This is a genomic window from Sphingomonas rubra, from assembly GCF_900115745.1.
Lineage (GTDB): Bacteria > Pseudomonadota > Alphaproteobacteria > Sphingomonadales > Sphingomonadaceae > Sphingomonas > Sphingomonas rubra.
Genome location: NZ_FOXP01000005.1, coordinates 100,324 through 126,247, shown reverse-complemented (window position 1 = coordinate 126,247; position 25,924 = coordinate 100,324). Strand labels below are relative to the sequence as shown.

Annotated in this window: 23 protein-coding genes and 2 tRNA genes; 7 read left to right on the top strand and 18 right to left on the bottom strand. The window is 70.9% G+C overall.

What is annotated here, in order from left to right:
* Window positions 1-94 precede the first annotated feature (94 nt).
* From treA to BM145_RS07670, 8 genes are all read right to left on the bottom strand, one after another.
* On the bottom strand, window positions 95-1,642 hold the full coding sequence (treA, locus tag BM145_RS07705; RefSeq protein ID WP_093333028.1) for an alpha,alpha-trehalase TreA: 1,548 nt from the start codon (window positions 1,640-1,642) through the stop codon (window positions 95-97).
* Complete coding sequence (locus tag BM145_RS07700) at window positions 1,639-3,486, bottom strand: glycogen debranching protein (protein ID WP_281244355.1); 1,848 nt, start codon at window positions 3,484-3,486, stop codon at window positions 1,639-1,641. The genes treA and BM145_RS07700 overlap by 4 nt, the downstream gene beginning before the upstream one ends.
* A complete protein-coding gene (locus tag BM145_RS07695) occupies window positions 3,483-5,096 on the bottom strand; it encodes an alpha-D-glucose phosphate-specific phosphoglucomutase (protein WP_093333027.1) in 1,614 nt (537 codons plus the stop codon). The genes BM145_RS07700 and BM145_RS07695 overlap by 4 nt, the downstream gene beginning before the upstream one ends.
* Window positions 5,093-6,520, bottom strand: coding sequence for a glycogen synthase GlgA (gene glgA, locus BM145_RS07690; RefSeq protein WP_093333025.1), 1,428 nt, complete (start codon window positions 6,518-6,520; stop codon window positions 5,093-5,095). Before glgA ends, BM145_RS07695 begins: the two co-directional genes overlap by 4 nt.
* Before the next feature lie 158 nt (window positions 6,521-6,678).
* Window positions 6,679-7,941 (bottom strand): glucose-1-phosphate adenylyltransferase, encoded by a 1,263-nt coding sequence (gene glgC / locus BM145_RS07685; protein ID WP_093333023.1) that lies wholly within the window; start codon window positions 7,939-7,941, stop codon window positions 6,679-6,681.
* A 184-nt stretch (window positions 7,942-8,125) separates the two neighbouring features.
* Window positions 8,126-10,291, bottom strand: coding sequence for a 1,4-alpha-glucan branching protein GlgB (gene glgB, locus BM145_RS07680; RefSeq protein WP_093333021.1), 2,166 nt, complete (start codon window positions 10,289-10,291; stop codon window positions 8,126-8,128).
* A complete protein-coding gene (locus tag BM145_RS07675; RefSeq protein ID WP_093333019.1) occupies window positions 10,288-12,714 on the bottom strand; it encodes a glycogen/starch/alpha-glucan phosphorylase in 2,427 nt (808 codons plus the stop codon). Before BM145_RS07675 ends, glgB begins: the two co-directional genes overlap by 4 nt.
* 172 nt (window positions 12,715-12,886) lie before the next feature.
* On the bottom strand, window positions 12,887-14,215 hold the full coding sequence (locus BM145_RS07670; RefSeq protein ID WP_093333017.1) for an Nramp family divalent metal transporter: 1,329 nt from the start codon (window positions 14,213-14,215) through the stop codon (window positions 12,887-12,889).
* Window positions 14,216-14,293: 78 nt separating this feature from the next.
* Here BM145_RS07670 and BM145_RS07665 point away from each other — a divergent pair, with 78 nt between their 5' ends.
* Window positions 14,294-14,710, top strand: a complete 417-nt coding sequence (locus BM145_RS07665) for a DUF2147 domain-containing protein (protein WP_093333016.1) — start codon at window positions 14,294-14,296, stop codon at window positions 14,708-14,710.
* A 3-nt stretch (window positions 14,711-14,713) separates the two neighbouring features.
* Here BM145_RS07665 and BM145_RS07660 read toward each other — a convergent pair whose 3' ends face one another.
* From BM145_RS07660 to BM145_RS07655, 3 genes are read right to left on the bottom strand one after another with little or no spacing between them, the layout of a single operon-like run.
* A complete protein-coding gene (locus BM145_RS07660) occupies window positions 14,714-15,133 on the bottom strand; it encodes a sugar O-acetyltransferase (protein ID WP_245739169.1) in 420 nt (139 codons plus the stop codon).
* Between the two features lie 60 nt (window positions 15,134-15,193).
* A complete protein-coding gene (locus BM145_RS16610; protein WP_425441087.1) occupies window positions 15,194-15,268 on the bottom strand; it encodes a maltose acetyltransferase domain-containing protein in 75 nt (24 codons plus the stop codon).
* Window positions 15,265-15,894, bottom strand: coding sequence for a DNA-3-methyladenine glycosylase family protein (locus BM145_RS07655; protein ID WP_093333014.1), 630 nt, complete (start codon window positions 15,892-15,894; stop codon window positions 15,265-15,267). The genes BM145_RS16610 and BM145_RS07655 overlap by 4 nt, the downstream gene beginning before the upstream one ends.
* A 69-nt stretch (window positions 15,895-15,963) precedes the next feature.
* Between BM145_RS07655 and BM145_RS07650 the strand changes: the two genes are divergently transcribed.
* Complete coding sequence (locus tag BM145_RS07650; protein WP_093333012.1) at window positions 15,964-16,281, top strand: 2Fe-2S iron-sulfur cluster-binding protein; 318 nt, start codon at window positions 15,964-15,966, stop codon at window positions 16,279-16,281.
* Between the two features lie 272 nt (window positions 16,282-16,553).
* Here the strand turns inward: BM145_RS07650 and rlmB are convergent, their stop codons facing one another.
* Complete coding sequence (gene rlmB, locus BM145_RS07645; RefSeq protein WP_093333010.1) at window positions 16,554-17,303, bottom strand: 23S rRNA (guanosine(2251)-2'-O)-methyltransferase RlmB; 750 nt, start codon at window positions 17,301-17,303, stop codon at window positions 16,554-16,556.
* Window positions 17,304-17,452: 149 nt separating this feature from the next.
* Here rlmB and BM145_RS07640 point away from each other — a divergent pair.
* A tRNA-Tyr gene (locus BM145_RS07640) sits at window positions 17,453-17,538 on the top strand.
* A gap of 50 nt (window positions 17,539-17,588) precedes the next feature.
* On the top strand, window positions 17,589-17,987 hold the full coding sequence (locus BM145_RS07635) for an HIRAN domain-containing protein (RefSeq protein WP_093333008.1): 399 nt from the start codon (window positions 17,589-17,591) through the stop codon (window positions 17,985-17,987).
* 102 nt (window positions 17,988-18,089) lie between these two features.
* On the opposite strand, the gene BM145_RS07630 is transcribed toward BM145_RS07635, so the two are convergent.
* From BM145_RS07630 to ubiA, 5 genes are all read right to left on the bottom strand, one after another.
* A tRNA-Gly gene (locus BM145_RS07630) sits at window positions 18,090-18,163 on the bottom strand.
* Window positions 18,164-18,214: 51 nt separating this feature from the next.
* Window positions 18,215-19,600, bottom strand: coding sequence for a glutamate--cysteine ligase (locus BM145_RS07625; protein ID WP_093333007.1), 1,386 nt, complete (start codon window positions 19,598-19,600; stop codon window positions 18,215-18,217).
* A 152-nt stretch (window positions 19,601-19,752) separates the two neighbouring features.
* Entirely contained in the window at window positions 19,753-20,529 is a 777-nt protein-coding gene (locus BM145_RS07620) for a 3'(2'),5'-bisphosphate nucleotidase CysQ (RefSeq protein WP_281244354.1), read from the bottom strand.
* Window positions 20,522-21,868 (bottom strand): TldD/PmbA family protein, encoded by a 1,347-nt coding sequence (locus BM145_RS07615; RefSeq protein WP_093333006.1) that lies wholly within the window; start codon window positions 21,866-21,868, stop codon window positions 20,522-20,524. The genes BM145_RS07620 and BM145_RS07615 overlap by 8 nt, the downstream gene beginning before the upstream one ends.
* Window positions 21,869-22,052: 184 nt before the next feature.
* Window positions 22,053-22,955, bottom strand: coding sequence for a 4-hydroxybenzoate octaprenyltransferase (gene ubiA / locus BM145_RS07610; RefSeq protein ID WP_093333004.1), 903 nt, complete (start codon window positions 22,953-22,955; stop codon window positions 22,053-22,055).
* A gap of 98 nt (window positions 22,956-23,053) precedes the next feature.
* On the opposite strand from ubiA, the gene BM145_RS16010 reads away from it, so the two are divergent.
* The gene (locus BM145_RS16010; protein WP_177200123.1) at window positions 23,054-23,215 is read left to right on the top strand and encodes a hypothetical protein; all 162 of its coding nucleotides are present in this window, start codon (window positions 23,054-23,056) and stop codon (window positions 23,213-23,215) included.
* Window positions 23,215-23,961 carry a 16S rRNA (uracil(1498)-N(3))-methyltransferase gene (locus BM145_RS07605; protein WP_093333002.1) on the top strand — a complete coding sequence of 249 codons (747 nt, stop codon included), beginning with the start codon at window positions 23,215-23,217 and terminating at the stop codon, window positions 23,959-23,961. Before BM145_RS16010 ends, BM145_RS07605 begins: the two co-directional genes overlap by 1 nt.
* A gap of 66 nt (window positions 23,962-24,027) precedes the next feature.
* Here the strand turns inward: BM145_RS07605 and BM145_RS16520 are convergent, their stop codons facing one another.
* Window positions 24,028-24,780 (bottom strand): methyl-accepting chemotaxis protein, encoded by a 753-nt coding sequence (locus BM145_RS16520; RefSeq protein ID WP_093333000.1) that lies wholly within the window; start codon window positions 24,778-24,780, stop codon window positions 24,028-24,030.
* Window positions 24,781-24,949: 169 nt separating this feature from the next.
* Between BM145_RS16520 and BM145_RS07595 the strand changes: the two genes are divergently transcribed.
* Window positions 24,950-25,894 (top strand): DMT family transporter, encoded by a 945-nt coding sequence (locus tag BM145_RS07595; protein ID WP_093332999.1) that lies wholly within the window; start codon window positions 24,950-24,952, stop codon window positions 25,892-25,894.
* Window positions 25,895-25,924: the final 30 nt, after the last annotated feature.

Below are 25,924 nucleotides of genomic sequence, written 5' to 3'. Positions count from 1 at the left end.
GTGTTGCGCTGCTTGGCACTAGACCCCGGATCAAGTCCGAGGTGACGAAGCGAGTAGGGGTAAGCTTTCGCTACCGCGACAAGCCGAATGTGCGTCAGCGCGGTTCCGCGAGGAGCGCGCGAGTGACGCCGTTGGTCCAGCCGAAACCGTCCTGATTGGGATATTCGCCGCCGCCGCCGGGGCGACGCTCGGCGACGTCGTATTTCTCCAGGAGCTTGCCGGAAGCCCGGTACTCGGCGGTGACGCCGGCGAGCCAGGCGGCCTTGATGCGGGCGGCGAGCGCGGTCTCGCCATAGTGGCGCAGCCCCTGGATCGCGACCCACTGGTGCGGCGCCCAGCCATTGGGCTCGTCCCATTGCTGGCCGCTCGGCACCAAGGTGGCGCGGACGCCGCCCTGCCCGACCAGCGGCTCGAAGGCGCGGGCGGTGGCGCGGGCCTGGTCGGCGGTGGCGACGCGGGCGAAGAGCGGAAACACGGTGGCGGCGGTCAGCCGATCGTTGGCGGCGCCGGTGTCGAGATCGTAGTCGGCGAAGAAGCGGCCGTTCCACAGATGCTGCCGGATCGCGGCGGTGCGGGCGGCGGCGCGGGCGGCGAAGGCGGTGGCGCAGGGCGCGTCGCGCAGCGTGCGGCAATTGGCGGCGATCGCCTGTTCCAGGCCGAGCATCAGGCTGTTGAGGTCGACGGGAACGAGGCGGGTGGTGCGGATCGTCGCCAGGGTGCGGCCATCGGCGAACCATCGCGAGGAAAAGTCCCAGCCGCTCTCCGCCGCGGCGCGCAGGTCGCGGTAGAGCTGTTTCGCGTCGCGAGCCGGGGTGGTGGCGGCGAGTTCGGCGTCTTCTCGCCAGCTCTCGTCGCGGGGATCGTCACGGTCGTCCCAGTAGCGGTTGAGGAGGGCGCCGTCGGCCAGCCGGACAACACGGGCGTGCTGCTCGCCGGGCTTGAGGGTGCGTTCGCCCGTCATCCAGAAGGCGTGCTCGGCGCGGAGCTGGCGGTTGCGGGTGGCGAGCGTCGTCGCGTCGCGCGATAGGCCGGACATGAGGTAGAAGACCGGCGGCTGCGAGCGGCTGAGATAGTAGGTGCGGGTGCCGTTGGGGATGCGGCCGTAGCGGTCGACGAGGCTGCCGAAATCGGCGACCATGCCCTCGACCAGATCCTGCCGACCGGCCAGCGGCAGGCCGAGCATGGTGAAGTAGCTGTCCCAGTAATACATCTCGCGGAAGCGGCCGCCGGGGACGACATAGGGCCTGGGCAGGGTCAGCGCGGAGGAGCCGGGGGGCACGGTCCGGGTCTCGCGGGTGAGTTGCGGCCAGAGGCGGTCGATGTGCTGGGCGAGGGGCGCGCGCGGCTGCGGCCGGACGATCGGTGCGGCGGGAAGCGTGAAGTTGGCGGCGATGAAGCGGCGCAGGGCGGGGTCGGTGGTGCAGGCGCAGCGGCGATAGGCGGCCATCACCGCGGCGTCGGGGCGCCTGGGCGTCGCGTCGGCGAAGGTCTTCGAATCGGGGAAGAGGCGCCGCATCTGCACTTGGCGGTAGAGGTCGCCGAAGCGTTGCGCGGGGGAGAGCGGCGTGGGCGATACCGGCGCTCGCGCGGGCGCAGGAGCGGCGAGCGCGACCGCGAGCAGGGCAAGGACGGGGCGGATCATGGGCGGCTCTCCAACAGGGTCGCGCGGGCGAGGGTGACGCGGCGTTCCCCCCGGTCGATGCGGAGGAACAGCGTTTCCGTCGGCTCGGCGGGATCGGGCAGGCGCAGCAGGAAGCCGTGGGCGCCCTGCCACCGCTCGGGCGTCATCGGCCGGTCGGCGAGGTCGCGCCAGTCCGCCGCCTCCAGCCAGGTCTGCGCGGCGAGCGGGCCGGCGCGGCGAAGGGCGGAGAGGCGGGCGACATAGTCCTCGAGCGCGGTGTCGCGGTTCTGCCAGTCGAGCCAGGAGAGTTCGTCCTGGCAATAGGCGTTGTTGTTGCCGCGTTGCGTGCGGCCGAACTCGTCGCCGGCGGTCAGCATCGGCGTGCCGCGCGAGGCGAACAGCGTCGCCAGCAGCGCGCGCACGTCGGCGTCGCGGCGGGCGCGGATCGCGGGATCGGTGGTGGGGCCTTCCTCGCCGCCGTTCCAGGCGACCTCGCCGCCATGGCCGTCGCGGTTGTTCTCGCCGTTCGCCTCGTTGTGGCGGGTGGCGTAGGCGACGACGTCGGCGAGGGCGAAGCCGTCGTGCGCGGCGACGAAGTTGATGCTGCGGGTGGCGTCGCCGCCGCGGAAGACATCGGACGAGCCGGCGATGCGCGTCGCCAGCGTGCCCGCCTCTCCCTCGCCGCGCCAGAAGCGGCGGACGTCGTCGCGGTAGCGGTCGTTCCACTCCAGCCAGGTCGGGGGGAAGTGGCCGAGCTGGTAGCCGCCGGGGCCGATGTCCCACGGCTCGGCGATCATCACGCGGGTGGAGAGGATCGGGTCGGCGGCGATCTCGGCGAAGATCGGTGCGGCGGCATCGAAGCTGGGACCGCGCGCGAGGACGGGGGCGAGGTCGAAGCGGAAGCCGTCGACGCCGAGGCGCGCGAAATGGCGGAGCGTGTCGAGGGTGATCTGGCGGACGTGGGCGCGCGCGAAGTCGAGCGTGTTGCCGCAGCCGGAATCGTTGACGAGGGCGCCGTCGGGCGTGCGCGCGTAGGTCGTTGGATCGAGGCCGCGGAAGGAGAGGGTGGGGCCGCTCCCGTCGCTCTCGCCGGTGTGGTTGAAGACGAGGTCGAGGAGGACGCCGATGCCGTTCTCGCGCAAGGTGGCGATCGTGGTGCGGAGTTCGTCGATGCCGCCCGGGCAGAGGCGCGGGTCGAGCGCCATGGGGGTGACGGGATTGTAGCCCCAGGCGTTGATGAGGCCGAGGGGCGGCAGGTGACGCTCGTCGATCCAGGCGACGATCGGCATCAGCTCGATCGCGGCGACGCCGAGGCGGCGGAAGTGCGCGACGACGGCGGGGTGGGCGAGCGCGGCAACGGTGCCGCGCTGCTCCGGCGGCACGTCGGGGTGCAGCATGGTGAAGCCGCGGACGTTCAGTTCGTAGATCAGGCCGTCGGGGGTGAAGAGCGGTGGGGGCGGAGGGCCGTCCTGCCAGGGCACGGGCACGATCGCCTTGGGGACGAGCGCGGTGGTGTCGATGCCGGGCTGCCCGAGCGCGGGATCGTAGGCGTAGCGGCGGTCGAGTTCGAGCGCGTAGGGATCGACGAGGAGCTTCCGAAAGTCGGCGTCGGTGCGGTAGCCGTAGTGCTGGCCGGGGCCGATACCAGGAACGTCAGCCTGCCATTGGTCGCCGGCGCGGACCATCGGGACCCATCGCTCCGTATCGCCGTCGAACAGGCAGAGCGTGACGCGGGTGGCGTCGGGCGCGCGGACGGCGAAATGGGTGCGGCCCTCCACCGGGTGGGCGCCGAGGGTGCCGGGAACGACGGGCGGCCAGAAATAGTCGCCGACCCGGCGGCGGAACCGGGCGAGGGCGCTGGTCACGTGACGACGTCGGGATGGTCACGGCCGGTATGGCGGACGATGCCGGCGATCTCGTCGGCGGCGGCGGCGATCTGGCCGAGCATCGCGGTGGTGTCCTCGTCGACGCGCTCGGCCTCGTAGCGTTCGAGATAGACGCGCAGCGTCGCGCCGCTGGTGCCGGTGCCCGACAGGCGGAAGACGATGCGGCTGCTGCCGGCGAACAGGATACGGACGCCCTGATGCTCGCTGACCGAGCCGTCGGTCGGGTCGGTGTAGGCGAAGTCGTCGGCGGTCTCGACGGTGAGGTCGCCGAACCGCGCGCCGGGGAGGGTGGCGAGACGCCCGCGGAGTTCCGCCATCAGCGCGTCGGCGCGGTCGCTCTCCACGCCTTCATAGTCGTGGCGGGCGTAATAGTTGCGGCCGTACGTCGCCCAATGGTCGCGGGCAAGCTGGTCGACGCTCTTGCCGGTCGCGGCGAGGATGTTGAGCCAGAGGAGAACCGCCCACAGGCCGTCCTTCTCGCGGACATGGTCGGAGCCGGTGCCGGCGGATTCCTCGCCGCAGATGGTGGCCAGGCCGGCGTCGAGAAGGTTGCCGAAGAACTTCCAGCCGGTGGGCGTCTCGTAGGCGGGGATGCCGAGCCGTTCCGCGACGCGGTCGGCGGCGGCGCTGGTGGGCATGGAGCGGGCGATGCCCTTCAGGCCGTCCTTGTAGCCGGGGGCGAGGTGGGCGTTGGCGGCGAGCATCGCCAGGCTGTCCGACGGTGTGACGAAGCGGGCGCGGCCGATGATGAGGTTGCGGTCGCCGTCGCCGTCGGAGGCGGCGCCGACATCGGGGGCGTCCGGCCCCATCATCAGGTCGTAGAGCGCGCGGGCGTGGACGAGATTGGGGTCGGGATGGTGGCCGCCGAAATCGGGCAGCGGCGTGCCGTTGCGGACGGTGCCGGGGGCGAAGCTGAGGCAATTTTCCAGGATCTCGTGCGCGTAAGGGCCGGTGACGGCGCTCATCGCGTCGAACGCCATCGTCAACTTGGCGGCGCGGATGGCGGGGAAGTCGAACAGGCGCTCCATCAGGGCGGCATAGTCGGCGACGGGGTCGACGATCTCGACGGTGGCGTCGCCGACCTGCGTTTCGCCGTCGGTGTCGAGGTCGATGTCGGCGGCGTCGACGGCACGCCAGACGTCGATCGCCCTGGTGCGGGCGTAGATGGCGTCGGTGATCTTCTCCGGCGCGGGGCCGCCGTTGGCGATGTTGTACTTGATGCCGAAGTCTTCCTCGGGGCCGCCGGGGTTGTGGCTGGCCGAGAGGATCAGGCCGCCGAGCGCGCGGCGGAGGCGGATCAGATTGCTGGCGGCGGGCGTCGACAGGATGCCGCCGCGGCCGACGACGATGCGCGCGAAGCCGGCGGCGGCGGCGATGCGGATCGCGACCTGGATCACCTCGCGGTTGAGGAAGCGGCCGTCGCCGCCGATGACCAGGGTGGCGCCCTGCTTGCCCTCGATCACGTCGAAGACCGACTGGACGAAATTCTCGGCATAGTTCGGTTGGCTGAAGACGCGGACCTTCTTGCGCAGACCCGAGGTGCCGGGCTTCTGGTCGGGGAAGGGGGTGGTCTGGTGCTCGCGGATCATGGCTGTACCGTCAGTTGGCGGAAGAGGTCGGCATAGGTGCGCGCGGAGGCGTCCCAACTCCAGTCGGCGCGCATGCCGTTTTCCTGGAGGCGGCGCCAGACCGGCGGGCGCGCGTGGAGGTGCATCGCGCGGGTGATGGCATGGCTGAGGGCGTCGGGCGTCACCCCGTCATGGACGATGCCGGTGGCGACGCCGGCGGCGAGCGCGGCCTGGTTGGCGTCGATCACCGTGTCGGCGAGGCCGCCGGTGCGCGCCACGACGGGGACGCAGCCATAAGCGAGGCCGTAGAGCTGGGTCAGGCCGCACGGCTCGAACCGCGAGGGAATGAGGATGGCGTCGGCCCCGCCCTGGAGGAGGTGCGACAGGACTTCGTCGTAGCCGATGCGAATGCCGATGCTGCCGGGGTGGCGGTGGGCGGCGGCGAGGAAAGCGGCTTCGAGTGCCTTGTCGCCCGAACCGAGCAGGGCGAGGCGGCCACCGCCATCGACCAGTTCGTCGAGCAGGGTAGCGAGCACGTCCATGCCCTTCTGCTCGGTCAGGCGGCTGACCACGCAGAAGAGGGGACCGCCTTCCGACAGGCCGAACGTCTGTTCGACCGCAGCGCGGTTGCGGGAGCGGCGATCGAGCAGGCGGTGGGTATAGCGGGCGGGGAGGGCGGCGTCGGTCTCCGGGTTCCAGACGGCAGGGTCGAGGCCGTTGACGATGCCGGTGGCACCGCGGGTGGCGATCAGCCCTTGCAGGCCCATGCCGAATTGCTCGCGCCGGATCTCCTGCGCGTAGGTGGGGGAGACGGTGGTGATCCGGTCGGCGAGCGCCAGGCCCGCCTTCAGGAAACCGACCTGGCCGTAATATTCGAGGCCGTCGATGCTCCACATGCTCTCGGGAAGACCGAGCCGGGGGAAGATGCCGCGGTCGAACACGCCCTGGAAGGCGATGTTGTGGATGGTGGCGACGCTCTTCGCGGCGGCGCCCAGCGCGCGGGCGTAGGCGGGGGCGAGGCCCGCTTGCCAGTCGTGCGCGTGGAGGAGGTCGAAACGGTAGCCGTCGACCAATCCGGCGGCGAGTTCCCCGGCGGCGCGGGAGAGGGCGGCGAAGCGGCGCCAATTGTCGGGCCAGTCGCGGCCGGACTCGTCGGCGTAGGGGCCGCCGGGGCGGGCGTAGAGTTCGGGGGCGTCGAGGACGAGCAGGGGTTGGGTGCCGAGCTGCGTCTCGATCAGGCGGGCTTCGGCACCGAGCAGGTCGGGCCAGCGATGAACGACGCGGCCGCTGCGCGTCGCCTGCGCCATGGCGGGGTAGCCGGGGAGGAGGGTGGTGGTGACGACGCCGTGATGCGCGAGGGCGGCGGGGAGGGCACCGACGACGTCGGCGAGGCCACCGGTCTTGACGAGAGGGTAGCATTCGGAGGCGACGGCGAGGACGCGCACGACTCAATACCTCCCCGGAACGGGGAGGGGGACCGCTCGGCGCCAGCCGAGTGGTGGAGGGGCAGTTGCCGGGCGGGGCGCTCCTGGCTGCCCCTCCACCATCGCGCTGCCGCGCGACGGTCCCCCTCCCCGTTCCGGGGAGGTATGGGCCGCGAGGCTCACAGCGCGAGCTTGTCGATCATCGGCTGGGTGACGAGGCAGACGCCTTTGTCGGTGCGGCGGAAGCGGGTGGCGTCGAGTTCGGGATCGTCGCCGACGACGAGGCCGTTGGGGATGTTGACGCCGGCGTCGATCACCACTTTCCGCAGGCGCGCGCCGCGGCCGATCTCGCAGTTCGGCAGCACCACCGCCTCGTCGAGCATCGAGAAGCTGTGCGCGCGGGTGCCGGTCGACAGCAGCGAGCGGTTGATCGAGGCGCCGGAGACAATGCAGTTGCCCGCGACCAGGCTGGCGACCGCGGAGCCGCGGCGGCCGTCGATGTCGTGGACGAACTTGGCGGGGGGCGTCACCTCCGAATAGGTCCAGATCGGCCAGCGATGGTCGTAGAGGTCGAGCTGGGGGAGGACATCGGTCAGGTCGATGTTCGCTTCCCAATAGGCGTCGATGGTGCCGACGTCGCGCCAGTAGCTCTGGCTCTCGCCGTCGGAACGGACGCAGCTGTCGGAGAAGCGGTGCGCCTGCGCCTTGCCGTGCTTGACGAGGTAGGGGATGATGTCCTTGCCGAAATCGCGCGACGAGCCGGGCGTGGCGGCGTCGCGGCGGAGTTCCCCGAACAGGAATTTGGTGGCGAAGACGTAGATGCCGAGCGAGGCGAGTGCGACCTCCGGATTGCCGGGGATGGCGGGGGGATCGGCGGGCTTTTCGACGAAATCGACGATCCGGTCGCTCTCGTCGACGTGCATCACGCCGAAGCCGGTCGCCTCTATGCGGGGCACCTCGATACAGGCGACGGTCACGTCCGCACCGCTGTCGCAGTGCTGCTGGAGCATGATCTCGTAATCCATCTTGTAGATGTGGTCGCCCGCCAGGATGACCATGAATTCGGGACCGTAGCTCTCGATGATGTCGATGTTCTGGAAGACGGCGTCGGCGGTGCCCTCGTACCACTGCGTCTCCGACACGCGCTGCGATGCGGGGAGGATGTCGAAGCTCTCGTTGCGCTCGGGCCGCAGGAAGTTCCAGCCGCGCTGGAGATGGCGGATCAGGCTGTGCGCCTTGTATTGCGTGGCGACGCCCATGCGGCGGATGCCGGAGTTGAGCGCGTTCGACAGGGCGAAGTCGATGATGCGCGACTTGCCGCCGAAATAGACGGCGGGTTTGGCGCGCGTGTCGGTCATCTCGTAGAGGCGGCTGCCGCGACCGCCGGCGAGGACGTAGGCCATGGCGTCGCGCGCCAGCGGTTGACCCTTGCGGTGGTCCATGGTGCCTCTCCCTCGTTGTCGTCGTTCTTTTCATTCCTGAACGACGCTGTCGAGGGGAGTGTTCCTGACTTTTCCTCGTCGTGCCGGGCTCGCCCCGGCATCCAGAGTTGCGAGAGATGCGCTGCTTGGCTCTAGATGCCGGGACGAGGCTCTCCCGAGCTTCGCCGAAGGGCCCGGCATGACGTTACCCTTCGTATTCCAGCATGATCGTGGCGAGGGGCGGGAGGGTGACCCAGGCCGCGCCGTCCTTGGCCTCGACCCCGCCCATGTTGCCGAGGCCCGAGCCCCAATAATCCTTGGCGTCGGAGTTCATCACCTCGCACCAGCGGCCGTCATGCGGCAGCGGCACGCGGTAGGGGGCGCGGGCGATGGGGGTCATGTTGGCGATGACGGCGACGGGTTTCTCGCCGGGTGCCTTGCGCAGCCAGGCGAAGACGGAGTTGGCGCTGTCGTCGCCGATCAGCCACTCGAAGCCCTCGGGCTCGTTGTCGCGGGCGTGGAGCGCGGGCTTCTCGCGGTAGAGGCGGTTGAGGTCGCGGACGAGCTTCAGCACGCCTTCGTGGCTGTGCGAACAGCGCAAGGACCAGTCGAGCGCGCGTTCCTCCGACCATTCCTGCCGCTGGGCGAATTCCTGGCCCATGAACAGGAGCTTCTTGCCCGGATAGCCCCACATGAAGGCGTAGTAGAGGCGCAGATTGGCGAATTGCTGCCAATCGTCGCCGGGCATCTTGGCCAGCAGCGAGCCCTTGCCGTGGACGACCTCGTCGTGGCTGAGCGGCAGGACGAAGTTCTCGGAATAGGCGTAGACCATCCCGAAAGTGATCTCTCCGTGGTGATGCTGCCGGTGGAGCGGATCGCGCGCCATGTACTGGAGCGTGTCATGCATCCAGCCCATGTTCCACTTGAAGCCGAAGCCGAGGCCGCCGTCGCGGTGACCGGGGGGCGGGGCGGGCTGCGAGACGCCGGGCCAGCTCGTGGACTCCTCGGCGACGGTGAAGACGCCGGGGTTCTCGCGGTAGACGGCGCGGTTGGTGGCGCGGAGGAACTCCACCGCCTCCCAATTCTCGCGGCCGCCATCGGCGTTGGGAATCCACTCGTTCTCCTTGCGGCTGTAGTCGCGGTAGAGCATCGAGGCGACGGCATCGACGCGCAGGCCGTCGAGATGGTAGCGCTCGGCCCAGAACAGTGCGTTGTTGACGAGGTAGCTCGACACCTCGCGCCGGCCGAAATTGTAGATCGCGGTGTTCCAGTCGGGGTGGTAGCCGAGGCGCGGATCGTCATGCTCGTAGAGCGCGGTGCCGTCGAAGCGGGCGAGGCCGTGCGCGTCGAGCGGGAAGTGCGCGGGCACCCAGTCGAGCAGGACGCCGATGCCCGCCTGGTGCGCGCCGTCGACGAAGCGGGCGAAGCCCTCGTGATCGCCGAAGCGGGCGGAGGGGGCGTAGAGGCCGGTGGTCTGGTATCCCCATGACGGATCATAGGGGTGCTCGGTGATCGGCAGGAACTCGATATGGGTGAAGCCCAGGTCGACGACGTAGGGGATCAGGCGGTCGGCGAGCTGGTCCCAGGTCAGGAACCAGCCGTTCTCGTCCTTGTCCCACGAGCCGGCATGGACCTCGTAGATCGAGATGGGCGCGCGGCGGGGGTCGGTCTTGGCCCAATGCGCGCGGTGGCCGTCGTCCTGCCAGACGTGCTGCATCGGGCCGGTGGTGAGCGAGGCGGTGCGGGGGCGCAGCTCGGCGGCGAAGGCGAAGGGATCGGCCTTTTGCGGCAGGAGCTGGCCGTTATGGCCGATCAGCTCGAACTTGTACGCCTCGCCGGGGCCTAGGTCGGGAATGAAGATCTCCCACACGCCAACGCCGCCGCGGCGGCGCATGACGTGGCGGCGGCCGTCCCAGGCGTTGAAGTTGCCGACCACCGAGACGCGGCGCGCGTCGGGCGCCCAGACGGCGAAGTGCATGCCGGTGGCGCCCTGATGCTCGATCAGATGGGCACCCATTTTGTCCCACAGTCGAAGGTGCGTGCCCTCACCCATCAGGTAATCGTCGGTAGGGCCGAGGACGGGCCCGAAGGTATAGGGGTCGGATACCTCCCAGGTCGCGTCGCCGTTGCCGGCACGGTAGCGGACGGGCTGGGGATCGCCCTTCACCGGCCCTTCGAACAGGCCGTCTTCGGTCAGCTCCAGCGTGCCGAGCGCGGTGCCGTCGAGCGCGACCGCCTCCGCGGTGGTCGCGCCCGGTATCCAGGTGCGGGCGAACGATCCGGTGGGACCGGGGAAGACGCCCAGGAGCGAGAAGGGATCGTCGTGACGCCCTTCGAGCAGGGCGGAGATGGCGTCACGAGATGGCTTCACAGGACTCCCCAGATATCCTTCGCGTACTCGGCGATAGTACGATCCGACGAGAACCATCCCACGCGGGCGACGTTCCGGATCGCGGTCGCATTCCACTGCGCGGCGTCGTGCCAGCGCCGGTCGACCTCGCGCTGGGCGGCGGCATAGGCGTCGAAATCGGCGGCGAGCATGAAATGGTCGGTGTCGTAGAGGCCGCCGATCAGCCCCTTGTAGCGATCGGGATCGTCGGGCGAGAACACGCCCGAGGCGATCGCCGACAGCGCCTGGCCGAGTTCGGGCGAGCGATCGATGATGTCGCGGGGACGGTAGCCGTCGGCGCGGGCTTGCGCGACCTCGTCCGCGGTCATGCCGAAGATGACGATATTGTCCTCGCCGACATGGTCCCGGATCTCGACGTTGGCGCCGTCGAGCGTGCCGATGGTGAGGGCGCCGTTCAATGCGAACTTCATGTTGCCGGTGCCCGAGGCCTCCATGCCGGCGGTGGAGATCTGTTCCGACAGGTTGGCCGCCGGGATGATCTTCTCGGCCAGCGACACGTTGTAGTTCGGGACGAAGGCGACCTTGAGAAGGCCGCCGATCGCGGGGTCGGCGTTGATGCGGCGGGCGACGTCGCCGGCGAGCTTGATGATGAGCTTGGCGTTGACGTAGCTCGACGCGGCCTTGCCGGCGAACAGCTTGACGCGCGGCACCCATTCGCGCTCCGGATGGCTCCTGATCTGGTCGTAGAGGGCGACCGTCTCGATGATGTTGAGCAGCTGGCGCTTGTACTCGTGGATGCGCTTGATCTGCACGTCGAACATGGCGTCGGGATCGAGGCGCAGGCCCATCTCGGCCCTGAGATACTGCGTCAGGGCGACCTTGTTGGCGCGCTTCACGGCGGCGAACTTCTGCTGGAAGGCGTCGTCGTCGGCGTGCGCGTCGAGCTTCGCCAGCTCGGCAGCATCGTCACGGAAGCCGGGGCCGATCGCCTCCTCGATCAGCGAGGCCAGGCCTGGGTTCGCCTCCTGGAGCCAGCGGCGCGGGGTGATGCCGTTGGTCTTGTTGTTGATGCGCTCGGGATAGAGAGCGTGCAGGTCGCGGAACACCGTCTGCTTCATCAGGTCGGTGTGGAGCGCGGCGACGCCGTTGACGCTGTGCGACCCGGCAAAGGCGAGGTTGGCCATGCGGACGCGACGCTCGCCGCCCTCGTCGATCAGGCTGATCGCCTTGATCGCGGCCTCGTCGGCGCCCTTGGCCTTGGCCTCGCGCAGCAGCTTGGCGTTGATCGCGTAGACGAGCTGCATGTGGCGCGGCAGCAGCCGCTCGAACAGGGGAAGCGGCCAGCTCTCCAGCGCCTCGGGCAGCAGCGTGTGGTTGGTGTAGCCGAAGGTGGCGCGGGTGATGTCCCACGCCTCGTCGAAGCCGAGATCGTGATGGTCGACGAGCAGGCGCATCAGCTCGGCGACGGCGACCGCGGGATGGGTGTCGTTGAGCTGGATCGCGGCCTTGGTCGGCAGCGTGCGGATGTCGCCGTCATATTGGAGATGGCGGCGGACGATGTCCTGGATCGAGGCGGAGGAGAAGAAATATTCCTGGCGCAGGCGGAGTTCCTGGCCGGCGGCGGTGGAGTCGTTGGGATAGAGGACGCGGACCAGCGTGTCGGCGCGCGTCTGCCCCTGGAGCGCGCCCTCGAAATCGCCGGCGTTGAAGCGGTCGAGCTGGAGCGGATCGAGCGAGCGCGCGGTCCAGAGGCGAAGCGTGTTGACGCGCTTGCCGCGCCAGCCGACCATGGGCGTGTCGACCGCGACCGCCTCGACGCCTTCCCCCGCCTTCCAGTGGACGTGGCCGGTCTCGGTGCCGACGACCTCGCCGCCGAAGCCGATGAAATATTTGCTCTCGCGGCGCTCGAACTCCCACGGGTTGCCGTATTGGAGCCAGTTCTCGGGCAGCTCGACCTGGAAGCCGTCGTCGATCCGCTGGCGGAACATGCCGTTCACGTAGCGGATGCCGTAGCCGTAGGCGGGCAGATCGAGGCTGGCGAGCGACTCCATGAAGCAGGCTGCAAGGCGCCCCAGGCCGCCATTGCCGAGCGCGGCGTCGGGCTCGATCTCCTCGATCTGCGCGAGGTCGACGCCGAGCGTCTCCAGCGCCGCCGCCACGTCCCTGGTCTGGCGCAGGTTGGACAGGGCGTCGCGGAGCAGGCGGCCGATCAGGAATTCGAGGCTCAGATAATAGACGCGCTTGGCGCCCTTGGCATGGGCGTCGCGGGTGGAATCCATCCACTTCTCGACGATGTCGTTGCGGACGGTGAGGATGGTCGCGGCGAGCCAGTCGTGCGGGCGGGCGGCCTTCTGGTCCTTGCCGATGCGGTGGACCAGCGTGTCGATGATCTCCTCGGCGAGCTTGTTCGGCTGGACGGGGGCGGCGGAGAGCGAGGTGGCCAAGCTGTGATCCGGATCAGTTCGCGGGAGGAGCGGACCCTAATGGCGCGGGGGCGGATGTCACGCGGTCATACGTATGTGTCTCCGTCACGCCGGGCTCGTCCCGGCGTCCACAGCCAAGCAGCGCATCGATCGGTGACCCTGGATGCCGGGACGGGCCCGGCATGACGGTGCGTTACAGCATGCCCCAGAGCAACGTCGCGTTGAGGCCGATGATGACGGCGGCGATCGTCCAGGCGAGGGCGCGGAGCCAGGCGGGGCTGGCGAGGTCGCCCATGATCGCCTTGCTGCCGGTGAAGCGGACTAGCGGCACCACCGCGAAGGGCAGCTGGAGCGACAGGATGACTTGGCTGAGCACCAGCAGCCGGGTCGCGCCCGCGTCGCCGGCGGCTCCGACGACGATCACCGCGGGGATGATGGCGAGCGCGCGGGTGACGAGACGCCGCGCCCAGACGGGCAGGCGGAGGTGGAGAAAGCCCTCCATCACGATCTGCCCGGCGAGCGTGCCGGTGATGGTGGAGTTCTGGCCCGAGGCGAGCAGCGCCACCGCGAACACGATGCTGGCCGCGCCGACGCCCAGCGAGGGGGCGAGCAGGCGGTACGCCTCGTCGATCTCGGCCACGTCGGTGCGGCCGGCGGTGTGGAAGGTGGCGGCCGCCAGGATCAGGATCGCGGCGTTGATGAAGAAGGCGAGGCCGAGCGCGACGGTGCCGTCGATCGTCGCCATCTTGGCCGCCTCGCGCTTGCCCGCGGCGTCCTGGCCGAAGGCGCGGGTCTGGACGATCGAGGAGTGGAGGTAGAGGTTGTGCGGCATCACCGTCGCGCCGAGGATGCCGATGGCGATGTAGAGCATCGCCGGGTTGGTCAGGATGTCGGTCGTCGGCACCAGCCCGCGCAGCACGCCGCCCATGTCCGGCCGGGCGAGGGTGAGTTCGAACACGAAGCAGCCGGCGATCACCAGCAGCAGCGCGACGATGAACGCCTCCAGCTTGCGGAAGCCGAACCGCTGGAGCGCGAGGATCAGGAACACGTCCACCGCGGTGACGACGACGCCCCAGGTGAGCGGCAGGCCGAACAGCAGCTTCAGCGCGATGGCGGTGCCGAGCACCTCCGCCAGGTCGCAGGCGATGATCGCGATCTCGCACAGCAGCCACAGGACGATCGTGACGGGCTTCGAGTAGTTAGCCCGGCACGCCTGCGCTAGGTCGAGCCCCGACGCGACGCCGAGCCGCGCCGACAGCGCCTGGAGGACGATCGCCATCAGGTTGGACAGCAGCACGACCGACAGCAGCGCGTAGCCGAAGGCCGAGCCGCCGGCGATGTCGGTCGCCCAATTGCCGGGGTCCATATAGCCGACGGCGACGAGGTAGCCGGGCCCGGCAAAGGCGAACAGCCGCCGCCAGAAGCCCGCGCCGACCGGCAGCGCGATGCTGCGATGGCTCTCGGCGAGCGAGCGGGTGAAGTCGGCGGGGGGCACGTCGGTCGTGGAAGGGGGCGCGTTCATCGGCGGCCGTCCTGCCGGATGGGGCGGCGGCGGACAAGCGCGCTTGCCTTGATCCGGGTGGAGCGGCAGGAAGGTGGCATGCGCTCCATCATGCTCGCTCTCGCCCCCGCCGCCGTGCTGCTCGCCGGCCCCGCCCATGCCGCCACGCCGGTCGCCGGACGCTGGCTGACCGAGGAGGGCAACGCGGTGGTGACGATCGGCGCGTGCGGCAACGCGGTGTGCGGGCGGATCACCAAGCTCCTGAAAGGGCCGCCGTCCGGGCCGCCGGTCGACCGCAACAACCCCGACGAGGCGTTGCGCAACCGGCCGCTGGAGGGGCTGACGATCCTGACCGGCTTCACGGATGCCGGCAGCGACTGGCGCGGGCGCATCTACGATCCGAAGTCGGGCAAGACGTACAAGTCGATCCTGAAGCGCGAGGCCGACGGCAGCCTGAAGGTGCAGGGCTGCATCGCCTTCTTCTGCCGCACGCAGAAGTGGCGCCCGGCGCGCTGAACCTTACAGGTCGCGTACGATGCGACAGGGATTGCCGACGGCCAGCACTCCCGCGGGCAGATCCCTGGTCACGACGCTGCCCGCGCCCACCACGGTGTTCTCGCCGATGGTGACGCCGGGGCAGATCACCGACCGGCCGCCGAGCCACGCGCCATCGCCGATCGTGACGGGAAGCGCGGATTCCAGCCCCGAGCGCCTCGTAGCGGCATCGAGCGGGTGAGTGGCGGTGTAGATGTGGACGCCGGGCGCGATTCGGACCTCGGCCCCGATCTTGATGGTGTTGCAGTCGAGCAGGACGCAATCGTAGTTGATAAAGGTGCGCGCGCCGATGCGGATGTTGGTGCCGTAGTCGCAGCGCAGCGACGGCTTGACGATCGCGCCCTCGCCGAGGTGGCCGACCAGTTCGGCGAGCAGGCCGGTCAATGTCGCGATCTCGTCGCCGCGGGTGGCGTTGAAGCGGGCGAGGATCGCCTGCGCGCGCGCCTAGGCCGCAGCCAGCTCGGGATCGTCGGCAAGGTATAATTCGCCCGCCAGCATTTTCTCGCGCTGCGTGGTCATACCGGCGCCGCGTCGGCGCCGGCGCCGTAATGGTGCCAGGTGAAGATTGCCGCCGCGCCGCGATAGGGGCGCCACGGTTCCGCCAGCGCGCGGACCAGCTGCTCCGACGGGCGCGCGTCGTGGCCGAGGATGCGGCCGACCTCGATCTGGACGGCGAGGTCGCCGGCGGGCCAGATGTCGGCGCGCCCTTCGGCGAACAGCAGGTAGACCTCCGCCGACCAGCGACCGATGCCCTTCACGCGGACGAGGGCGGCGACCGCCTCCTCGTCGTCGGTGGGCAGCGCGGCGAGGGGCAGGCGGCCGCTCGTCACCTCGTCGGCCAGGCTGCGCGCGTAGCCCGCCTTCTGGCGCGACAGGCCGGCGGCGCGGAGCTGGTCGTCGGTAGCGGCCTCCATCGCGGCGGGGTTCGCGGCACCGCCGATCGTGGCGTCGAGCCGGCGCCAGACGGCGTCGGCGGAGGCGACGCTGACCTGTTGGCCGAGGATGGTGCGCAGCAGCGTGGCGTAGCCGGTTTCACGGATGCGCGGCGCGGGGTAGCCGACGCGGTCGATCGCGGCGGCGAAGGCGGGCTCGATCGCGGCGAGCGCGTCGAGATCGGCGCGGAGGCGCTCGGCGCTCAGGCCCATGCATGGCCACCGGCTTGATCCGCCGCGGCGCGGTCGCCATGGCGGCGCGCAGGATCAGGAGATTGCACCATGCCTACGCTTATCGTCACCACGCGCGAAGGGGAAGAACGCCAGCTCACCGGCGAGGCCGGGCTGTCGGTGATGGAGGTGATCCGCGACGGCGGCATCGACGAGCTGCTGGCGCTGTGCGGCGGCTGTTGCAGCTGCGCGACCTGCCACGTCCACGTCGATCCGGCGTTCGTTGGGCTGCTGCCGCCGATGGGACCGGACGAGGACGACCTGCTCGACTCCACCGCCGATCGCGACGCGACCTCGCGGTTGTCGTGCCAGGTGCCGTTCGGGCCGGCGCTGGACGGCATGCGGGTGAGGATCGCGGCGGAGGACTGACCGGCGGAGGCGCGTCGGCGCAGCGACGGCGCCGGTCGCGCCAGCGAGCGCCCGGCACGGCCGGCGAGTCGGCCCCGGCCGAACCCGTCCGACGACGGCTTTGCCGGCGGCGTTCAGCACATGGTCCGCCAACGCCACCCTCTCCATCGTCATGCCGGACCCTTCGGCGAAGCTCAGGAGAGTCTCGTCCTGGCATCCAGCGCGACGAGCGGCGGCGCTGCTTGACCCTGGACCCCGGCACGAGGCCGGGGTGACAGTGGTGGTCGGCGTCTTCAGCCCCGCGCCGCGGCCGCGTAGAGCGCCACCGCGGCGGCGTTGGAAACGTTGAGGCTCTCCACCTTGTCGGAGATCGGCAGGCGTGCGAGTTCGTCGCAGTGCGCCTCCGTGTTCTGGCGCATCCCCTCGCCCTCGGCGCCGAGCACGATGCAGACGCGCTGGCTGCCCATCGTCTCCGCCAGCGTCTTCTCCGCGTGGCCGGTCAGGCCGATGCGCCAGAAGCCCGCTTCGGCGATCTCCTCCAGTGCGCGGGCGAGATTGACGACGCGAATCCACGGTACGGTCTCCAGCGCTCCGCTCGCGGCGCGCGCGACCGTGCCCGATTCAGGCGGTGCGTGGCGGTCCTGCGTGACGATGCCGAGCGCGTCGAACGCGGCGGCGGAGCGCAGAATCGCGCCGACATTGTGCGGATCTGTGACCTGGTCGAGGACGATCAGCGGGCGCGTGTCCTCCTTGCCCTGGGCCAGCAGGTCGGCGAGCCACATGTCCTCCAGCGGCTCGACCTCGGCGATCGCGCCCTGGTGGGGCGCGTCGGCGGGGACGAGTTTCCCGAGGTCGGCGGCGTCGGCGTAGGTGACCTGCATGGTCGCGGGCACGTCGAGCTGCGCCGCCGCCTCGCGCGTCAGCCACATCTTGCGCACGACCCGCTCGGGATTGGCGAGCGCGGCGGCGACGGCGTGGCGGCCCCAGAAGCGCGGGCGCTGCGCGGTGCCGCCGCTCGACGGACGATGGCCGCGGCGCGCCATCAGCGGGCCGCCGGCGCGGAGAGGGAGAGGATGATGCGCATGGGCGGCTGCTATGCGCCGCACCCTCTTCATGCAAGCGGCGTTGACAGCGGCGTTGACAGGGGCGGACGGCTTCGCCATGGAGCCGCCTCGCCCAACAGCGACCATCTGGACAGGTGGCCGAGTGGTTAAAGGCAGCAGACTGTAAATCTGCCCGTGCAAGCGTACGCTGGTTCGAATCCAGCCCTGTCCACCATCCCTTCGACCGATGCAGCCGCCGACCTCGATCTTCGCTAGAAGACGGGGGTGCAGGAGCTGACCCTCGCCGTCGTCGGGATCGATTTCCCCAATCCCGATCGCAGCCGGAGCAATCGGCGGTACGAGCTGCTGCTCTGCGTGCCGGGCGAGGCGGTGTCGCTGGTGCCGGAGCCGAAAAATCCGCACGATCCCCACGCGGTGGCGGTGTTCTCGATCCGCGGGGTGCAGCTGGGGTATCTTACCGCCGAGCGGGCGCCGTGGATCGGGGCGCGGTTGCGCGCGGGCGAGGAGGTGGCGGCGGTGTTCCAGGGAATGGGAGACACGGCCGCGTACGTGCGGGTGCGCTTCGGGGGCGGGGTGCCGACGTTGCCGGTGGGGCGGGAGGCGTCGAAGCCCATGGACGAGGACTTTTATCCTGATCCGGAGGGGTCTGAGTGGGGGGCTTGAAGAAGGGGCGTCGTGGCGAAGCCACGCTGTCGGTCGCCGCATTGCGGCGCCGGCCGCGCTTTCGCTTTTTACGGATCAGCCTCGCTGATCCGCTGCGAAAGCTGGAGCGGGTGAAGGGAATCGAACCCTCGTCGTAAGCTTGGAAGGCTTCTGCTCTACCATTGAGCTACACCCGCGTGTGCCCTCTGGGTAGCGGGACACGGGGCAGCGCGCAATGGTTCAGGCGATCAGAAGCTCGCCTCGGCGTAGACGCGGGACACGTCGCCCGCCCATGCGCCGTGATATTCGGCCAGCAGCACCTCCGCTGGCGTGGTGCCGCGGCGAACGACCTCGCGCAGGGGATCGAGGAAGCCGGTCTCGTTCTCGCCGGCGCCGTTGAGGCGGGCGCGCGCCGCGAGGCCGGCATGGGCGATGTCGAGCACTTGGGGCGCGATGTCGCGTAAACGCCCGCCGCCGGGGAGCGGTGCGTCGAGGCCGCGGGCGGGCACCTGATCGCGCAGGGCCTGGCGGTCCTCGATCGACCAGTCCTTGACGAGATCCCAGGCGGCGTCGAGCGCGGCCTGGTCGTAGAGGAGGCCGACCCAGAGCGCGGGCAGCGCGCAGATGCGACTCCACGGACCGCCGTCGGCGCCGCGCATCTCCAGGAACGTCTTGAGCCGCACCTCGGGGAAGGCGGTGGAGAGATGGTCGGTCCAGTCGTCGAGCGTCGGCTTCTCGCCGGGCAGGACGGACAGGTCGCCGCGTAGGAAGTCCCGGAAGGAGTGGCCCGCGGCGTCAACATAGCGGCCATTGCGGTAGACGAAGTACATCGGCACATCGAGCATGTAGTCGGCGTAGCGCTCGTAGCCGAAGCCGTCCTCGAACACGAAGGGCAGCATGCCGGTGCGCGCCGGATCGGTGTCCGACCAGATATGGCTGCGATAGGAGAGCATGCCGTTAGGCTTGCCTTCCGTGAACGGTGAGTTGGCGAAGAGCGCGGTGGCGAGCGGTTGCAGCGCCAGGCCGACGCGGAACTTCTGCGCCATGTCCGCCTCGCTCGCATAGTCGAGGTTCACCTGGATGGTGCAGGTGCGCAGCATCATGTCGAGGCCCATCGACCCGACGCGCGGCATGTGGCGGCGCATGATGTCGTAGCGGCCCTTGGGCATGATCGGCAGCTCGGCGCGCGTCTTGTCGGGCCACATGCCGAGGCCGAGGAAGCCGAGGCCGAGGCGGTCGCCCGCTTCCTTGACCTGGGCGAGGTGGCGGCCGGTCTCGGCGCAGGTCTGGTGGAGGTTGTCGAGCGGGGCGCCCGACAGCTCGAACTGGCCGGCGGGCTCCAGGCTGACGCTGCCATCGGCGCCGGTCAGGGCGATGACGTTGGTGCCGCGATCGGTGGTTTCCTCGACCGGGCGCCAGCCGTGGCGGGTGAGGTCGGCGAGCAGGTCGCGAATGCCGCCCGCCTCCTCGTAGGAGGGGGCGTGGTGATCGGCGGTGGAGTAGACGAACTTCTCGTGCTCGGTGCCGATGCGCCAGCGGTCGGCGGGCTTTTCGCCGCGCGCGAAGCTCTCGATCAGCTGGTCGCGCGACTCGATGATCGGCGAGCTCATGGGGGAGTCGGTCTTGGTCGTCATGTGCGGCGCCTTACGCGCGGCCGATGAGGCGGGATAGGGGCCTCGCGCACGGCGCTGCAAGCGATGAAGTTCAGGCTAACTTCCATCAGCAAGTTGCAAGGTGGTGGGTCGTATCGGAGCCGGGGCTTGTAGGGCAGCGGCGGGCGGTGGTGCTACCGGCCACCCAGTCGCGCCATCGCCGCCGCGTGGATGCCGGGGGCGGCGACGAGGAGGCCGAAGGCTTTGGGATCGGGCTGGTTGAAGGCGAGGGGTGCCCCCAGCGCGTCAGTGACGCCGGCGCCCGCCTCGCTGGCGATCAGGACGGCGGCGGCGATGTCCCACTCGTTGCCCCAGCGGCGGGTCGCGACGAGGTCGGCCTCGTCGGCGGCGACCATGGCGATGCGCAGCGCGATGGAGTTGGGCTTGGCGACGGCGACGACGTCGCGCTCCGCCTTGGGGAGGGTGTCGGCGGGGACGCGGGCGCCGACCAGGTCGGTGCGGGAGCCGGCGGCGAGGGGGACGCCGTTGCGGCAGGCGCCGCGACCGGCGACGGCGATCCATGCCTCGCGCCGGGCGGGGGCGTCGAGCACGGCGAGGATGGGGCGGCCGTGCTCGACCAGGGCGACCGACACGCACCAGCCTTCCCGGCCGCGGATATAGTCGCGCGTGCCGTCGATCGGGTCGACCACCCAGACGCGCGCGCGGGACAGGCGTTCGGGCGCGTCGGCGGTCTCCTCCGACAGCCAGCCGGCATCGGGGAGGAGCGCGGTGAGGCGGGCGTGGAGCATGCGGTCGACGTCCAGGTCGACCTCGCACACCGGGCTGCCCTCCTCCTTCTCCCAGCGGCGGAAGTCGGTGCGCCAGCGGGCGAGCGCCATCTGCCCCGCCTCGCGTGCGACGCCCGCGACCGCTTGAAGGAGGGGCGGCTCCAGCAGGGAAGCGTCAGCCACTCGCGACCGTCATGCCGTCGACGCGGAGGGTGGGGACGTTGGTGCCCTGGCGGAATTGCAGATCGTCGGCGGCGGTCAGGTTCAGCAGCATGTCGCGCAAATTGCCGGCGATCGTGAACTCGGCGACGGGGGCGCCGAGGCGGCCGTCCTGGATGCGGAAACCGGCGGCGCCGCGGCTGTAGTCGCCGGTGATGCCGTTGACGCCCTGGCCCATGAGTTCGGTGACGTAGACGCCGCCCTCCGCCTCGGCGAGGAGCGTTTCTACGGCCACGTGGCCGCCGTCGAGATGGAGGTTGGCGGTGGAGACGCCGGGAGCGCCGCCGACACCGCGCGCGGCGTGGCCGGTGGGCGAGAGGCCGAGCTGGCGGGCGGCGGCGGAATCGAGCAGCCATGTCTGCAACACGCCCTCCTCGACGATGGCAGTGGCGGAGACGGGCAGGCCCTCGCCGTCGAAGGGGCGCGAGCGCAGGCCGTGCGGGCGGTGCGGATCGTCGCGTACCGACAGGCCGGGCGGCAGGATGGGGGTGCCGAGCGCGTCGAGCAGGAAGCTCGTCCGCCGCGCGATCGCGCCGCCGCCGATCGCGCCGATCAGGTGACCGAGGAGGGAGGCGCCGACGCGCGGGTCGAAGACGACGGGCATGGGGCCGCTCGGCAGACGGCCGGGGTTGACGCGGGCGACGGCGCGCTCGCCCGCCAGCCGGCCGATCATGGCGGGATCGTCGAGCAAGCGGCGCAGCCGCGTGGCGTGGTGGGCATAGTCGCGCTGCATCGCGCCCTCGCCGCCGGCCAGCACGCTCGCCGACAGGCCAAAGCCGGTCGCCTCGTAGGCGCCGGCGAAGCCCGTGGAGGTGGCGAGCGCCCAGACCGAGCGCGACGCGCTGGCACCGGCGCCCTCGCTGTTGCTGACGCCGGGCACGGCGAGCGCGGCATCCTCGGCGGCGAGGGCGGCGTCGCGCAGCGCCTGCGGGGCGGGATCGTCGTGGTCGGCCAGGTTGAGCAGCGGCGGGTCGCCGCGCAGCAGGCGATCGGCGGGGGCGAGGCCGGCCCACTCGTCCTCCGGCGCCTCGCGCGCCATCGCCACCGCGCGCTCGACCAGCGTGGCGAGCGCGGCGTCGGACGGGTCGGAGGTCGACACGCTGGCCGAGCGGCGGCCGACGAAGACGCGCAGGCCGAGGTCCGATCCTTCGGAACGGCCGACATCCTCCAGCTTGCCGAGGCGCACGGACACCTCCAGCGACGCGTCGGCGGCGAACACCGCGTCCGCCGCGTCGGCCCCCGCCGCCATCGCACGCGCCACGATGTCGGCGGCGCGGGTGCGGGCTTGGTCGGTGTTCAGCATGGGTGGCACGTAGGTGGGGCGGGGGGTGCGCGCAACCGAGCGGACGGATGGTTCACGCGAAGACGCGAAGGCGCGAAGAGGTCGGGTGCTCGGCCGGACGCGTGGCCCGATCGGCCGGTAAGTGACGAGGGCCGCTGCGCGGCGGGAGCGACCTCTTCGCGTCTTCGCGTCTTCGCGCGAAAATCTAACTCGCGCCAACGACGAGGAAGCCGAGGAAGAGGAGGAGGCCGGTGAAGCGGTTGGCGCGGAAGCGGCGGAGGGTGCCGGCGCCGTCGTCCGGGTGGAGCGTCGCCGCTTGCCAGCCGAGGTGGAGCGCGGCGGGGAGGAGCGCGGCGAGGGCGAGCGGGTCGGGGCGGACGGTCCAGACGGCGGCGGCCCATAGCGCCAGCGCCAGTGCGTAGAGCGCGGCGACGCCGGCGCGGACGTGCGACCCCATGCGCAGGGCCGAGGAGCGGACGCCGATCAGCGCATCGTCCTCGCGATCCTGGCAGGCGTAGATCGTGTCGTAGCCGATCACCCAGGCAACCGAGCCGGCGTAGAGCCACCACAAAGGCGCCGACAGCGTGCCCGTCGCCTCCGCCCAGCCGACCGGCGCCGCCCAGGAGAAGACGAGGCCGAGCCACGCCTGCGGCCACCAGGTGATCCGCTTCATGAACGGGTAGGCGGCGACCAGCGCCAGGCTGGCCAGCGAGACGATCGCGGCGAGCGGCGCCAGTTGAACGAGCACGACCAGGCCGACCAGGCTGAGGCAGACGAGCCAGATCCAGGCGGCCCGGACCGACACCAGCCCGGCGGGGATCGGCCGCGCCGCCGTGCGCGCGACCCTGGCATCGAGGTCGCGGTCGACGATGTCGTTGTAGACGCAGCCGGCGCCGCGCATCGCGACCGCGCCGAGCAGCAGCCACAGAATCAGGCTCCACCGCTCCACCGCCTGACCGGCGAGCGCGACCGCCCAGGCGCCGGGCCAGAACAGCAGCCACCAGCCGATCGGCCGGTCGAACCGGGCGAGCAGCGCCAGGCCGCGGACGCGCGCGGGCAGGTGCCGGACGAGGCCGCGATGCTCGCTGTCGGGAGTGATGACGGTCATGCTTGTTCCTGAGGGTCGCGCGGCCGCCCTACAAAACCACGTTTGGCGCGGGAAGCCACTCGCGGTATCGCTGCGGGAATGCGCGAAGTCTCCCCCTCATGATCGGCCTTTCCGTCGCGGTCGGCCGCTTCGTCGAGGCGCTGTTCTGGGCGATCGCGCGCGTGGTCGGCGCGGTGGCGGGAATGGCGCTGTTCGCGGCGGCGGCGCTGGTGCTCGTCGTCTATCTCGCGCGCGCGGTGCTGCGCCGGCGGCGTCGCTGATGGCGGCGACCCCCGCCTGGCCGCCGCAATCGACGCCGCGGCTGTTCGTCGACGAGCCGCTGGGGCCCGGCGCGCGCCGGATCGACGGGCCGCCGGCGCACTATCTGCTCCAGGTCATGCGGCTGAAGCCCGGCGATCCGGTGAAGCTGTTCGACGATCGCACGGGCGAGTGGCTCGCCACGGTCGCCGCCGCCGGCAAGCGCGACCTGACGGTGGAGGTGACCGGCCTGCTGCGCCCGCGCGAGGCCGTTCCCGACCTGTGGCTGTGCGCGGCGCCGCTGAAGAAAGGCCGGGTCGACTGGCTGGCGGAGAAGGCGTGCGAGCTGGGGGTCGATCGCCTGGTCCCCGTCGTCACCCGCCGCACGGTGGTCGACAAGCCGAACACCGACCGGCTGCGCGCGCACATGATCGAGGCGGCCGAACAGTGCGACCGCACCGCGCTGCCCCAACTCGCCGATCCGGTGAAGCTGCCGGCGCTGCTGCGCGACTGGCCGGCGGAGCGGACGCTGTTCTTCGCCGACGAGGCCGGCGGCGCGCCCGCGCTGGGGGCGATGGCGGGAGCGCCCGGCCCGGCGGCGATCCTGATCGGGCCGGAAGGCGGCTTCGACGCGGAGGAGCGCGATCTGGTTCGCGCCCATGCGAGCGCGGTCGGCGTGTCGCTCGGCCCCCGCATCCTGCGCGCCGATACGGCCGCTGCCGCCGCAGTGGCGCTGTGGATGGCAGCCGCGGGGGACTGGCGAGGCTGAAAGTCGGTTTGGAAATGCGCCGAAGGCGCATTTCGGCGGCACCGGCCCGCGTTCGACCGTCCTGGCCTAAGCCGCCAGATCGGTGCCCTCGGCGAGGATCAGCTCGCTTGCCCGGCGGGTCGCGGCGCGGGTGTCGTCGGCGAGCTTGCGCACCTCGCCCGCGACCACCGCGAAGCCGCGCCCCGCCTCGCCCGATCGCGCCGCCTCGATGCTGGCGTTGAGGGCGAGCAGCTTGCTCTCGTCGGCGATGCGCGAGATGTAGCCGACGATCTCGGCCAGCGCCTGCACGGAGCGGTGCAGCGCGGCGCCGCGATCCTGCAGCGTCGCCTGATAGGAGGTCGCCTCCTCCAGGTGGAGCTTGACCTGCCGCTCCAGCTGGACCTGGCGGGTGACGTCGGTCGCCACCTTCAGCACGCGGCGGGCGACGCCGTCCGCGTCGAAGATCGGGTTGTAGGTCGCCTGCAGCCAGATCTCGCTGCCGTCGGCGCGGCGGCGGGGATACTCGCCGGCGTCGAACTCGCCCGCGGCCAGCTTGCGCCAGAACGCCTGATAGGCGGGCGTGGCGACGTAGTCGCGGTGGCAGAGGATTTGATGGTGCCGGCCGACGATCTCGTCGAGCCGGTAGCCGACCAGCGACAGGAAACCGTCGTTCGCCCAGCTGATGACGCCGGTCATGTCGAACTCGACCACCGCCTGCGACCGGCAGACCGCGATCCAGGCGGCGCGGCAGTAGCTGTCGTCGAACGCGGCCAGGCTGTCCGCTCGATCGATCGCTCCAGGTCGAGGTCCGACACCCGCGGGGACGCCGTGGCGGATCATCGACCCCACTCCCCGCTGGTCGGATGGTGGACCGGCTCGGCCGCTGGGCGAGGGGTACGCATCACGAGTCATTGCTATCATTCGCGCGGTATCGGTGGATCGGCATGACGGACCCCAGTCGCACCGATTGTCTTCGTTTAGGGTTAAGAACCTGCGATCAAAGGCGGTCATGCGCGGCTGGGCGGGGCGGCGTGGGATCGCTAGGGCGTCCGGCGTGACCAACGACCGCCTCTTGCCCGCCATCGGGCTGCGCCTGCTCTCGGTGGTGCTGTTCGCGTGCATGAACGCCGGGATCAAGCTGGCGGAGGCGCGGGGCGCCGCATTCGGCGAGTTGCTGTTCTTCCGCCAGGCGGGGGCGGCGGTGCTGGTGACGGCGGTGATCGCGGCCGGGCCGGGGCTCGCCACCATCCGTACCGCGCGGATCGGCGCGCATATCAGCCGCGCGGTGGTCGGCGTGACCAGCATGGCGCTGACCTTCGCCGCGCTGCTCGCGCTGCCGCTGGCGGAGGCGACGACGATCGCGTTCACCACGCCGATCTTCGCCACCGTGCTCGGTGCGCTGGTGCTGGGCGAGCCGACCGGCGCGCGTCGCTGGTCGGCGGTGGCGCTGGGCTTCGTCGGCGTGCTGATCGTGGTGCAGCCGGGCGGCCACGCCATTCCCGCGCGCGGCGCCGCCTACGGGATCGCGGCGGCGCTGCTGACCTCCGTGGTGTTCATCCTGCTGCGCCAGATCGGCCGAACGGAGCGGGCGCAGACCACGGTGTGGTGGTTCTCCGTCCTGTCGCTGGTGCCGCTGGGGATCGGTTACGCCTTTTCCGCGCAGGGACACGCGCCGGCGACCTGGGCGCTGCTGGTCGGCATCGGGCTGTTCGGCGGGGCGGCGCAGTTGGCGATGACCGCCTCGCTGCGCCGCGGCGCGGTGTCGCTGGTGGTGCCGTTCGACTATTCCGCGCTGCTGTGGGCGACGGCGTTCGGCTGGTGGCTGTTCGGGTCGCTGCCGGGAAGCAGCACCTGGATCGGCGCGCCGGTGATCGTCGCCAGCGGGCTTTACATCGTCTGGCGCGAGCATGTCCGCCGCCGCGAGGAGACGCGCGCGGCGCTGCCGGTGGAGTAGCGGACGGGGAAGGGCGAGGTTCCGCACGGC